Annotated in this window: 9 protein-coding genes; 7 read left to right on the forward strand and 2 right to left on the reverse strand. The window is 44.7% G+C overall.

The window, feature by feature from the left end:
* Window positions 1–60 precede the first annotated feature (60 nt).
* The 3 genes from MASE_RS19450 to MASE_RS19460 are packed head-to-tail and all read left to right on the forward strand — an operon-like array spanning window position 61 to window position 3,028.
* Window positions 61–936: a glucosamine kinase nucleotide-binding domain-containing protein gene (locus MASE_RS19450; RefSeq protein WP_014951401.1), complete on the forward strand. Its 876-nt coding sequence runs from the start codon at window positions 61–63 to the stop codon at window positions 934–936.
* Window positions 933–2,075 (forward strand): N-acetylglucosamine-6-phosphate deacetylase, encoded by a 1,143-nt coding sequence (nagA, locus tag MASE_RS19455; protein WP_014951402.1) that lies wholly within the window; start codon window positions 933–935, stop codon window positions 2,073–2,075. Before MASE_RS19450 ends, nagA begins: the two co-directional genes overlap by 4 nt.
* 47 nt (window positions 2,076–2,122) lie before the next feature.
* Window positions 2,123–3,028 carry a hypothetical protein gene (locus MASE_RS19460; RefSeq protein ID WP_014951403.1) on the forward strand — a complete coding sequence of 302 codons (906 nt, stop codon included), beginning with the start codon at window positions 2,123–2,125 and terminating at the stop codon, window positions 3,026–3,028.
* Window positions 3,029–3,124: 96 nt separating this feature from the next.
* Here the strand turns inward: MASE_RS19460 and MASE_RS19465 are convergent, their stop codons facing one another.
* Both MASE_RS19465 and MASE_RS19470 read right to left on the reverse strand, forming a co-directional pair.
* The gene (locus MASE_RS19465) at window positions 3,125–4,717 is read right to left on the reverse strand and encodes an ABC-F family ATPase (RefSeq protein WP_014951404.1); all 1,593 of its coding nucleotides are present in this window, start codon (window positions 4,715–4,717) and stop codon (window positions 3,125–3,127) included.
* Between the two features lie 144 nt (window positions 4,718–4,861).
* Complete coding sequence (locus tag MASE_RS19470; protein WP_014951405.1) at window positions 4,862–6,397, reverse strand: esterase/lipase family protein; 1,536 nt, start codon at window positions 6,395–6,397, stop codon at window positions 4,862–4,864.
* A 603-nt stretch (window positions 6,398–7,000) separates the two neighbouring features.
* On the opposite strand from MASE_RS19470, the gene MASE_RS19475 reads away from it, so the two are divergent.
* The 4 genes from MASE_RS19475 to MASE_RS19490 all read left to right on the forward strand — a co-directional run bounded on the left by MASE_RS19475 (window position 7,001) and on the right by MASE_RS19490 (window position 12,427).
* Entirely contained in the window at window positions 7,001–7,381 is a 381-nt protein-coding gene (locus tag MASE_RS19475; protein WP_014951406.1) for a PA2779 family protein, read from the forward strand.
* Window positions 7,382–7,385: 4 nt separating this feature from the next.
* Window positions 7,386–8,315 (forward strand): PA2778 family cysteine peptidase, encoded by a 930-nt coding sequence (locus MASE_RS19480; protein ID WP_014951407.1) that lies wholly within the window; start codon window positions 7,386–7,388, stop codon window positions 8,313–8,315.
* A 79-nt stretch (window positions 8,316–8,394) separates the two neighbouring features.
* Window positions 8,395–8,805, forward strand: coding sequence for a hypothetical protein (locus MASE_RS19485; protein WP_014948440.1), 411 nt, complete (start codon window positions 8,395–8,397; stop codon window positions 8,803–8,805).
* Window positions 8,806–8,998: 193 nt separating this feature from the next.
* Window positions 8,999–12,427 (forward strand): M36 family metallopeptidase, encoded by a 3,429-nt coding sequence (locus tag MASE_RS19490; RefSeq protein ID WP_014951408.1) that lies wholly within the window; start codon window positions 8,999–9,001, stop codon window positions 12,425–12,427.
* The last annotated feature ends 267 nt before the right edge of the window (window positions 12,428–12,694 follow it).

Below are 12,694 nucleotides of genomic sequence, written 5' to 3' on the forward strand. Positions count from 1 at the left end.
TCGGTGTGGTAAAGTGCATACAACAAGTTGTATTGAATAGTTTAGAGAAGCAGGTAACCCGTGAGTTACAAATATGTAGTGGGTATTGACGGTGGTGGCACCCGGTGCCGTGCATTGTTGCAAGATATTGATGGCAATACATTAGGTGAAGGGGCGGCAGGCCCTGCAAATATAATGACCAACCCCGAACAAGCAATGGGGTCGGTAATAGACGCAACGTTAGACGCAATAGACAGTGCTTCGTTGCCGATTACATGCGAAGAAGTGTTGCTAGCTGCTGGATTGGCAGGGGCGAATATTCCTCAAGCAAAGCAGTCTTTTTTGGCGTTAGACAACCCATTTGCCGATACCGTGGTAATAAGTGATTTACACGCCGCTTGTTTGGGCGCGCACGACAATCAGTCTGGAGCCCTTATTATTTGCGGTACAGGTTCAGCGGCAACCCGTTACGACAAGGGGGTATTTACTGACAAAGGTGGTTACGGTCTGCAAGTTGGCGATGATGCAAGTGGTGCGTGGTTGGGCTTATCAGCTATAAAGCATGTACTGCTTTCTTATGACGGCGTAGAGCCCGTTAGTGAATTAAAGAAGCGAATTTGTGAGCACCTTAATTTAGCGTCACCTCTGCAATTAGTGACCTTGGTGGCAAATTACAACGCTGCAGATTTTGGTGATATTGCCCCAGTGGTTATACAGGCTTATCGAGACCAGTGTGCCGCCGCGACCTCTCTTATTCGAAAGGGAGCAAATTACCTCAATCAGTTGGGTGAAGCATTGATTAATCAGGCTTCTACATTGCCGCTATGTTTAGTTGGTGGCCTTGCTGATGTTTACACGCCTTTACTTTCGCCTTCTATCTCTTCTAATTTAACAGCGCCGCTAAAAAGTGCTGAATATGGCGCTATCAGCTTTGCCAAAAGAGTAAAAAGCGAATGAAAGAATCGATTACTGTCGAGCAGGTTTTAACGCCAAAAGGTTGGCTTGAAAACCAAACCATTACTGCTGATAGCGGCAAGATAGTCAGTATTAGCGATGCGACCTCAGCAGAGCTCAGTAGTATTTACAACGGAAAGCTCATTCCCGGTTATTTCGACACGCAAGTGAACGGCGGTGGTGGTGTGCTTTTTAACCATAGCCCTTCTGCCGCTATAGTAGAAACCATGGCGCTGGCTCATCTTCGTTTCGGCACAACGTCAATGTTGCCAACTATCATTACCGATAATGCTTCAACAATGGCTCAGGCGGCGGATGCCATTGCGGAAGTAATGGCGGGCGGCCCAGAGTGCATTAAAGCGTTAATAAAAGGGATTCACTTTGAGGGGCCCTTTTTGAGCAAAGCAAAAAAGGGCGTGCACGAAGCACAATTTATAAGAATGCCTTCTGACGCAGAGCTTGCAACCTTATGTCGTAAAGATATTGGTAAAGTCTTACTTACTGTCGCACCAGAAACGGTGAGTACTAGCTTCATAAAAGAAATGGTTACTGAAGGAGTTGTGGTTGCAATTGGGCACACCAATGCCAGCTATGAGCAAGTCCAGGCGGCTATCGACGCGGGAGCTACAGGCTTTACGCATTTGTACAACGCTATGTCTGCATTAACCTCCCGGGAGCCAGGAGCCGTTGGTGCAGCGTTGCTTAATGACACCGTATATTGTGGTTTTATTATCGATCATCACCACTTACACCGCAAAAGTGCTGAGTTGGCATTAAATGTGAAAACTGCCAACCGCGCCGTGTTGGTTACCGATGCCATGGCGCATGTGGGCAGTGATATTGAGCGTCTTCACTTTTTTAATACCGAGATTGTTAGGCATGGCGATAAACTGACTACGCCAGATGGCAAAACACTGGCTGGCTCGTGCTTAGATATGCATAGTGCAGTTTTGAATGCGCACAATGATTGCGGTGTAACGTTAGAAGATGCGAGCAAAATGGCGAGTGCCACGCCGGCTCAATTTATGGGGCTAGAGAGTGACATAGGCAGCATTACCGAAGGTCAGCGCGCAGACTTTTTACTGCTTAATTCCGCCAATGCACTGACCCACGTTTTCAGTAATATGAGAATGGTCTTTTAGGTAGAAATTTAGTATTAACTTAAATGGCTTTGAAATAAGGAAGTGTTATGAAGTTTGTGACAAAGTTTACTGTTCTGTTAGCCGTATTAATGTTGGCTGCAGGGTGTGTTACGCAACGAGGTATGGATTCTGGCGAAAGCGTTCCTTCTCAACCTAATAGCGAGGAAGCCACGCCAACTGAAAGCACAGAGCAAGAAGATGTGGTGCAAGATGGCGACAGCGTAAATGATGGAACCACGAAAGGCGAATCGACTAAAGAGCCAGATAGCAAGCCAGTAGCGCCACCAAAACAAAAAGTTGGGGTATGGGTTAGCGCTAAAAAGTTTCCCACTCATACGCATATCGGTACCACTAAATTTAACAATTTTACGAAAGAATATAGCTACGACTGGCAATTGAACAACACGCTGTATAGCACATTCAAAAAAGCCATTGAGCAAAACAGTCGTTTCACTGCGGTGGATATCTCTTCTATGGTTGACGATGCAGGCGCCCTAGATTTTGTGATGGGTGAAGGAAATAACGGGGCATTCAATGACAAACAAAACACATTAAGAAAATCGTTGTTAGACAAAGGCATTGCCACTGTGATTATCGTTGAAGAAGCGCCGACGGTGGCTATTACCGAGTGCGGTACTTATGGATGTTCAGAGCATCAAAGCAAAGGGTTCGGACTGTTTACGCGTAGTTTTTTGGGTACCGATCACTATATTGCTTCGGCAAGCTTTAACGTTAGTATTGAGCGTTTAGACAAGCCAGTTGATATCTTAACGCTGCCAGTGTTTACCGAATTTCAAGATGATGCGCTAAAAAATGAGCGTGTTGAAGATTTCACACCGCCAGATAACTTTGATGAAATAACGGAACAAGAGTTAGCGCCAATTAAAAATACGATTGTTAACTACTTCGACCGCTTAGCGACAGCGGTTGGCAAGTATTTATCTGGTCAGTAAGCTTTTAATATACTGAAACAAAAAACGGGCACTTAAATAAGTGCCCGTTTTGTTATGTGGCTCACTTCATCTATTGATGAAGGCATCGATATATAACTACGCGTTTTCTTTATGCGCCAAAAACTCTTCGTAGTTTCCATCGAAGTGATTCAGTTTCTTGTCTTTAATTTCGATGATTTGCGTTGCCAGTGACGAAACGAATTCACGGTCGTGACTAACAAAAATAACAGTGCCATCAAACTTGTATAGCGCATTGTTCAAGGCTTCAATCGACTCCATGTCCATGTGGTTAGTGGGTTCATCCATTACTAAAACGTTGATGTCTTGAAGCATTAGCTTTCCGAACAGCAAACGGTTTTTCTCACCACCAGAACATACCTGCACGCGTTTGTTGAAGTCGTCAGACGTAAATAGCAAACGTCCTAACATACCTTTTATTTGCAGGTCATCGTGTTTGGGGCTACGCCATTGGCTCATCCACTCAAACATAGTGATATCTTCGGCAAAGTATTTAGCGTTATCCTGCGGAATGTAACCAATCGCAGCGTTTTCAGCCCACTTATAGCTACCTGCGGTAGGTTCAATGTCATTAACCAAACACTTCAAAAGCGTGGTTTTGCCGGCCCCGTTCTCACCAATAATCGCCAAGCGCTGACCAGCTTCTAATAGCAAGTTCGCGTTATCGAATAACGGAAGATCTGGGTAGCTATGGCCTAGCTCTTCAAGAGTAATAGCAAGCCGGTGAAGTTTCTTATGTTGGTTAAACACAATATAAGGCTTACGACGGCTAGACGCTTTTACCTCAGCTAATTCAATTTTCTCAAGACGGCGGGCACGCGAGGTGGCTTGTTTCGCTTTCGATGCGTTGGCAGAGAATCGCGCTACGAAGCTCTGTAGCTCTTCGATTTCCGCTGACTTCTTAGCATTCTCTGCATGAAGCTGTTCTTGAACGAGCATGGCAGCTTGAATGTAGTCGTCGTAGTTACCCGGATAAACGCGCAGCTCACCGTAGTCGATATCGGCCATGTGCGTGCATACAGAGTTTAGAAAGTGTCTGTCGTGCGAAATAATAAGCATGGTCGATTTACGTTTGTTCAGCTCTTCAGCTAGCCAACTGATGGTGTAGATATCCAAGTTGTTGGTTGGTTCGTCTAGAAGCAGAATGTCAGGCTCGGCAAATAATGCCTGCGCCAAAAGCACACGTACTTTTTTACCAGGTGCGACTTCTTTCATTAAACCAAAATGATAGCTTTCGTCGATGCCAGCAGAGTTTAAGATATCGCCAGCGCGCGCTTCGGCGGTGTAACCATCCATCTCGGCAAATTGGGTTTCCAAGTCCGCCACGCGCATGCCATCTTCTTCGCTCATTTCAGCCTTGCTGTAAATGGCGTCGCGCTCTTGCTTAACTTCCCATAGTTCACGGTCACCCATGATAACGGTATCGACTACGCTAAACTCTTCAAACGCAAACTGGTCCTGACTCAAGATACCTAGCTTTGTGCCTGGCGCCATAGAAACGTTGCCCGACGATGGAGTAAGTTTACCGCTTAGAATTTTCATAAAGGTAGACTTGCCACAACCGTTTGCGCCAATTAGGCCGTATCGGTTGCCGTTGCCGAATTTTGCGGAAATATTTTCAAATAATGGCTTAGAGCCAAACTGCATTGTGATATTTGCGGTGGTAATCAAAACAGGTATCCAGGGGTAAAACGATGAGAAGAGATAGTAGTGAAAGCGGTTGTCACTTCACTAATATATAAAAGCGCGCGCACTATAAGGAATTGAGGGCTACATGTCGAGGGAATTTTGAACAGTTTTTGCGCTGATGTGCTTTTAGCGAAGCTTATCAAGTATAAACTCGATTGCCTGAGTGCTTTTGAATGAATTATGTGACGAGTTAACAATTGTTGTGTCTTTTGCCTCAGGCAAATATGCGCTGCTATAACTGACCACAGAGTCAGTTATAGCAGCGCATTCTGTTTCTGACTGGCAATACAAGGTACTGGTTGAGCCAATAATAGAATAGCTCTCGCCTTCTACAGGAATGTCGGCTAACGCTGTCATCAGCGGGTGATCGGGGCGCAACACTTGGACGCTATCTGGCCCGTAGTTTTGCAAGAAAGGAAGCATAGCAGCGGTTAATCTGCTCACGCCTACTTTTTCGATAAAGTTTTTAAATAGCGCTTTAAAACTAAAAGGGAGTGTGATGAGTGAAGAGCCTAACGATCCTATAAGGCTATTAGCTATTTCTGAGCCTCGGTGTGGCGTGTCGAGAAAAAACACCGTATTCTCTTTATACACAGGATTAAATATAAATATATCTCGCAACATTTCATCGCCTTCAGCAAGTAGCGCTTCTGGAGGCTCTGTGAAAGTAGTATCCCATAACGTGTTATCTGAATGCGTTGAAATCAGCTTTGCGATTACGCCGCCCATACTATGCCCTATCAATACCGCAGATGAAGAAGCGCCTTCCGATGATGCTATCCGCTGGTTTAGCTTGTACAGTAAATTGCGAACTCGCATGGCGTTATAGAAAGGAGGAGGGCCTGACGGGTAGTACACGTGCAATATCTGATAGTGTTGAGATAATTCTTCGTCATTGAAAATAGCCATTGTGAGATACCGCCAAATTAGCGGGTCTGAATTGAGGCCATGAATCATAATAATTGGGGTTTTGACTGAAGAAAGCTCTCCAATACTAAAGACTCCCATTCTCTTTTCAGCGTCTTGTGCATTAATAAATCCTAGCCAGCTGAAATTGTGGATGTCGGCATTTTGTAATAGGGAAAGGTAAGCGGCAGCAGGTGAGTACCGTTGCGTGTATGTGTTGTTTCCAACCAGTATTTCGGTAGGCACAGCGACGTGTTGGGCTTGCAAGGATATGTGAATTCTAAGCCCTTTCAATGCAACCGACTCAACTTGAAGGGAGTAAGGCGAGTAGATACCTTCTAGTGGATAGTTTAGGTCAAGGCTACGGCCATTCTGTGCTTGGTTGCTAATTCGAGCCACTGCAGCACCGCCAAGCTCACCAAATACCTTAGGAGAGAGGCGAGCGTCTAAGGCTTCTATTTCTGAAACTAAAACGAGCTCGCTTGGGCCCGAGTAGTTAACCTGAATTAAGTTGTCAGTTGTATGTCTAAGACGGAATAACTTGTTTACTGCGAGGTTATACCCGTCGATCCCTATAGCACGATGCGCATCGGAAAGACTGTCTCTTTTTAACAAGGTAATGTAGCAATCGAGCGCAAGCGCGATATCTAATGTAGTACTTTGCTCGTACGACGTGCACCGAGCAGCCAGTTGTATGTTGTCGAAGTGGCTTAAGTCGGGCAAATAGCCATATCCGTATGCACCGGCCAAAGACAAAGGGGATACTTATTTACGCATAAACTTATCTGAACTGCATGCACTAATACAGCAGACAGTCGCTACCAATACCCAATAAATGAGATTCTGCTTGATGCGCATTTCACCCAAACGCTAAAAAAAGTATTAACCTTTTATAGCGTGTTTTTGTCAAAAATTGCACCTCAAACTTAACTCCATATGGTATGAGGCGTGAAACAAGCGTTTCGAATCCCCCGCTCATTCTACAGATTGCCCCTTATGGTTTGTTGCTTCTTTTATATTAGTGGCAAGCAAATAATTCCAGCATAAAGAAAATATTACATAAAAGTCAGCGCGCGGTGATGCATCAATGCAGAATTAACGAACAAAGCTTTGATCAGCATTTTTAGTATAAAGGTGACTTAAATCGTTATTTTAAAGAGAAAAAATGGAACCTTGTCTATTATGAAAATAAGGCCATTTTAGTTGGTCTTAATCTTGCTGTGCTTATCTACTGAAAATAAACCGCAGAGCGCAAATGCGTCTGCTGAATCAGTTCGAAGTTTTATTTCACTCTAGTTTATCGTGAGTTAGGTAACGCAAAAGAAGAATAAAACTGGGCATTTTAAAGAGGGAAACATCATGAAATTTTTGAAAAAAATTGCGATTGGTTGCTTTTCGGCAACGGTTTTAATGTCAGGCAGCGTGCATGCAGAAGCAATTAGCTCAGATTCCGTAATGCAAACTCAAGCCGCTCACTACAATAAGCAGCAGCTAATTGACATGGTTAATCGTGCAGACGTGCAGAGTAAATTGGTTAGCTTAGGTGTAGATAGCAACCAAGCTATCGCCAGAATCAACGGCATGACCGACAGCGAAATTGCCCAATTAAATGATGAAATTAATCAAGCGCCAGCGGGTGGCGTTGTGGGCGCAGTGCTTACCGTACTTGCTATTATCGCAATTTTGGATCTAATTGGTGTAACTGACGTTTACCCATTTATTCGTCCAGTGAACAGCTAATTGAATGATCAATTCAGTTAAAAAGGCCTGCGCGTTAGCAGGCCTTTCGCTTCTATTTTTGCTTTCAGGCTGTCAGTCCACACCTCAAGCTGACAAGCTGCGGCAAGAGGGACTAGCCTCTTTACCTGAATCTCACACTATTCAATCTGTTCCGTTTTTCCCCCAAGAACAGTTTTATTGCGGGCCTACCACACTATCTGAAGTGTTTGGTTACTATGGTGAAAGCACCTCTCCAAATGACATTGCGCCTAAGTTATTCATTCCCAGTAAAGAAGGGAGTTTACAACTAGAAATGGTGAGCGCTACCCGACAATTTGGTTTTTTGCCATATTCTGACCGAGGGACTTTATCGTCAATTATGTCGTTAGTTAAAGACGATATCCCAGTGATTGTTTTTCAAAATTTGTCCATCCAGTTATTACCCCAATGGCACTACGCTGTTGTTATTGGGTTCGATAGTGATAAGGGGACGGTTACTTTACATACCGGCCTTACGCCTAATCACGAAATGTCGCTTGAGCTTTTTGAAAGAACGTGGGGAAGAGGAAATTACTGGTATTTGGCACCAGTTCCTCCTAATGTAACCTCGCCTGAGATGACACCGTTCACTTATGTAAGTGCGGCTTACGACATGCTTAAAGTGGGAGATAAAGCGCGTTCATTGGCGTTTTTGGAAACCGCGTCGCATACATGGCCAACGTACTGGTTAAGTTATTTCCTGATTGCCAATTATTACTTAGAGCAAAACGACAACCAAGCAGTGGCTTGGTTTGAGAAAGGCTATGAAGTGGGGCAGCACCAACATGTTTATGTTCACAACTACGTATTAGCTTTGCGCGAAAACAACATGCCCGAGAAGGCAAATACAATTCTAAAACAGGGGCTTGAACGCTTTCCCAATAACGAACCGCTGTTAACATTGGCTGAGAAATAAACCTAAACTTTAAGAGTATTCGCATTTACGAAAACTTATCGTCTACTATTAACCTAGGAAGTAATTGTGAAAGTAGGCTATGCCAAAAATACTGAGCTCATCAACAATTTCGTACGAGAACGGAGTAGTCACCACTCGACTCTATGGCGCGTTTAATGAAAAAAGTGCGGAAGACTACAGCGATCGTCTTTTTAAACTAGTCATAGGACTGAATCAACGACCCTTTTCCCTTCTGGCAGATATTAGCCAAGTTGAAGGTGCAACTCCTGAGGCCTTCGACATACTCAAGCGTATTATAAAACGGCTTCCTGATATGGGATTAATCGCGAAAGCTTATGTTTATAAAGGACCTGTTATACGCGGAATAATGTTTCAGAGGATCCCCGAGCTCAAAAGTATGGATTATCTTTTTTTCACAGATATTGACGAAGCTTCTTTGTGGTTGTCTCGCGAATATGAACGCAAACTATCTCTGCTCTCTGATTCCTAATTAGCCTGTAATAAGTTAATAGCGCAATTAACTATCTCATTTCCCACATCTGGTTGGTGCAGTTAACTCTAGTGGTTAACCCCTATGGTGGATGGGCGTTTTTTGCTCGATCCTAATTTGGTTAACGCTATCTAGTCGTTGCTCAGTATTAACGCTGAACGCATTGATAGCTCCAAATTTTAAGGATTGAATAATGAAAAAAAGAACCCTTATATATGCTGCGGTAGCAGCGGCTTTACCTTTCGTAGCAAGCGCCTCCAAAATACACGCACCCTTAGATACTTCATCGCACCGCATTGCTGAAATAAATCTGACTGACAATGTTGTTAACCCGCCAGCAAACAGCTTGTTTCAAATGGCGTTAGACCAACTGCAAACCACATTCCCATCATCTACATTACGAACAGCTAATGGCCATTTAGATAGTGTTTTTGGTATTGCCATTGATGTTTCAGGAACGTCGCCTGAACAGATGGGGTATGACTTTATTAGTCGACATTCTGCCCTTTTAGGTGGACTAAGTGACGGGGATTTTCTTTTTAACCCTCACCGCAGCAAAGCAGCATTGGGTGGTCATTTAGTGAGGTTTGACCAAGTCATTGATGGTGTAAAAATCAAAGATAGAGGTGTCGGCCTCTTAATAGATGAGTCTCAGGTGGTGAGAGCGCTGTTTGCCGATACAGCTATAAATACGCCTATTGCTAACTCTCAAGTTCTTTCTGCTAATAGCGCGATCAGCGTGGCAACCGCGGATTTAGCGTCTTACAAACGAGCATTGCCAATAGAAGCTCTTGATGTACTGAACCCTGCCTTTTCTCAAATAGAAAAAAGCCTTGGCATTTTCGCCAAGCCAGTGCCACAGAAAGTGGTGGTACAAGATGACAATAAACTGAAACTCGCATGGAAGTTCTTCTATTACTCTTCAAATCCCTTTGGTGTGTTTGAGTATGTCATCGATGCCCAGTCAGGAGACATTCTGGCGCGTAATGATCGGGTCAAAACCATTCTTCCTTTAGGTGAAAATGAAGTTACGCAAACGGGGCAGGTTGGCTTAGTTCAGCAGACTGCGGATTATTTCCCAACATTTCCACCCATTACGCCATCGATGCAAAGTGAATGTCTGATAGAGGACGATGCAGGTGGCTACACCGGCAAACCGAAAGGGATGGAACGCATTAATCTACGTAAGTTTGACGATTCTAACTTAGTGACGGGTGTTGAAGGTTTGCTTACAGGTAAGCACGCGCTTATTGAAAGCGCGATGCTGACAAAAGGGCCTTTTCCACAAGCGGCAACGGGTACGTATCACTTCAGCGAGGATGCTGCCATAGAGGCAAGACCTGTCGAAGATGATCATGTAACGCCTTCTACGGCACATCACATTGACGGCATCAGCCAGTTTATTTACATCACCACATTGCTCGAATATTTAGATTACCTTCATAAAGACGGCGATGCTGTGCATAGTCGTGGCGTGGGCGATGGCTCGTTTCCAAATAGCTACCCTAACGAAGCGGTACCGTTAACTGGTGTGGTACATATTCCGAATGTGCTCGACCCACCAGATAATCCAGCAGATCCTGAGTTTATGGCTAAGCTATTGGGCTTGGACAACGCATTCGCAGTGCCGTTATCACAGGAAATTGCAGGTGAAGAGGTCGTGGTTAACCCGACAGCTTACGGTCATGGTTACTTATTCAACAACCTAGCAATGGACTTCTCGGTTCCCATTCATGAAGGCACCCATGCGACAATTACCCCTATCGCAGGTTTTGAAGGCGAGCCAGAAGGTGGCGCGCTTAACGAAGGACAAGCCGACCTATGGGCATACACGGTAGGCGAAACACCGGATTTAGGTACTTACCCCGTTAATTCGTGCGATTTACGAAAATTCTTAAGAGAGCAGGGGGTTAATCCCGACTCATTTGAGTTTATTCGTTCTGCACAGAGCCAAATTCGTTATTCGCAGTTAGGCACAAGAGACAATGCATTTGAAGTGCATCGTGATGGAGAAATTTACGCGGGTGCAATGTGGGACTTAAAGGAACTTATGGTGGCGCTGCAGCCTAGACAAGACTTTGTTCGCCCCGACCCAGTTACCGGCGATCCTACCCAAGAAACTAGCTTGGGCAAAGAAACGTGGGAACGTATCTTCCTAGGCTCAATGTACGTGCTAGGAATATCTGCACCAGACACTTTCGTGCGCGCACGGGATGCAGTGTTAATTGCAGATGCCGCTTTATATCCTACCGATCCTTTAGATTTAACTTCACCGGGTCGTCATCATGCATTAATTGAGCGTGTTTTTGCTGCTAGAGAGCTAGGTGCGAACGCGAAAGCACCATTAGGCGGTCGACAGACTATATCAACGGCAGTGAGCGAGTTTACGGCTACCCAGGCTAAGCCATCGACACCAGACGCTATAGACGCGCATATCATTTCTGATGACGCGATTGAAATTACGTGGGAAACCGTACCTGACGCTTTTGCTTATCAATTGCTAAAACGCAAAAAAGGGTCGAGTGCACGTTTGTTTACGGGTGTACCAACCCGAGAATACTTTGACGGCGACCTCATATTCTCTGGCTTCACCCATGTTGAATTTATTGTGGGCGATAATCGCTACATAGACAAAGGGCAAGGTTTAGGGCGTGGTGCAGGTCAAGGCATAGACTCGTTTGACTATGAATACGTAGTGCGTGCAATCAGCCTTAACCCTAATCAGCAAGTTGGTTTTTCTAATATGTCAGGGATTGCTTCAACCGGCTTAAACACGGTGGATGTGAGTGAGCAAGTTGACTACAAGGTGGGTAATGTAAACTACAATAACGGTATCTTTGCCTTTGATATTGCGTTGATAAATACTGGCGACGAGAGAATTTACGGTCCAGTTGATTTCGATATTACTCATATTAGCAATGGCAGTATTACCGTATTGAATGCAGATAATGGTGGCACTGGTCAAAACGGCGACATAGCAAGGTTCCGTTTCGATCAATCGCTAGATGTAGACAGAACATCTGCACTGCGTTATCTAAAGTTTGATAACTCAAATGGAAAACTCTTTACGTTCCAAGCGCGGATCAGCGGCTACGAAGCTGGCGCTTCGTCAACCGGTAGAGGAGAAACGCCTACCTTTGATACGTCTGAGCCAAAAGAACAGTCTGTGGTTTACCATAATATTGAGGAGCACACGGGTGTTGTCTTAATTGGTGCAGCGGATGAAGCATTGGTTGATGGCGTTGACTATGTTGATATCCCGTTTACAGCGCTGCCTAGTGCATCAAGTGTAGTTGCAACGCTGAGCGCTGATGTTGAGGTAGTAGCGGTGCCAGATCTTGACTTTGAACTGCTCGATGCCGAAGGCAATATTATGGCGAGCTCCGGCAACTTGGGCTCTAATGAGCAAGTTGGCGGTGGCATTGTCCCCGGAGAAACCTATCGGGTTCGCGTGAATGGTTGGGCTAACGGCCCGACGTCATACCGGGTTGTTATTGATCAGTTTGTAAGTGATATTAACGACGCAAACGTTGATCAAAATGGTAATGCGACAACGGGAACAGTAACGTTTGAGTTTAATCCCGTAACAGGGAAAGTAATACCTTTGAACTTACTTAATTAGTCGCCCGTGAAAACACGAAGAATCTAGGCTAACTAGAAGAAAGGTCACCTACCAACAACTGCCTTTCTAAAGGCCTATAAAACAAACCAAAGCCCCATGTTGTGAAAACTGCATGGGGTTTTTTTATTAAACTCGCCCTCCGGGAAGGTCTGGCAAGTATCCTAGCTTCGTTCATTCCCGCGCTTCGCTAGGAAACTTGCCTGCGCCTTCTGAGTGGGCAATTATCTATGCGGATTGGTATTATTTACCGACGTCAGCGCAATTATT

Origin of the sequence: Alteromonas macleodii ATCC 27126, from assembly GCF_000172635.2 — a bacterium.
GTDB lineage: Bacteria > Pseudomonadota > Gammaproteobacteria > Enterobacterales > Alteromonadaceae > Alteromonas > Alteromonas macleodii.

What these genes read in the sequence shown, in the direction of transcription:
- nagA (WP_014951402.1), top strand. Translation starts at nt 933, where the DNA reads ATGAAAGAATCGATTACTGTCGAGCAGGTTTTAACGCCAAAAGGTTGG.
- MASE_RS19460 (WP_014951403.1), top strand. Translation starts at nt 2,123, where the DNA reads ATGAAGTTTGTGACAAAGTTTACTGTTCTGTTAGCCGTATTAATGTTG.
- MASE_RS19475 (WP_014951406.1), top strand. Translation starts at nt 7,001, where the DNA reads ATGAAATTTTTGAAAAAAATTGCGATTGGTTGCTTTTCGGCAACGGTT.
- MASE_RS19480 (WP_014951407.1), top strand. Translation starts at nt 7,386, where the DNA reads ATGATCAATTCAGTTAAAAAGGCCTGCGCGTTAGCAGGCCTTTCGCTT.
- MASE_RS19485 (WP_014948440.1), top strand. Translation starts at nt 8,395, where the DNA reads ATGCCAAAAATACTGAGCTCATCAACAATTTCGTACGAGAACGGAGTA.
- MASE_RS19490 (WP_014951408.1), top strand. Translation starts at nt 8,999, where the DNA reads ATGAAAAAAAGAACCCTTATATATGCTGCGGTAGCAGCGGCTTTACCT.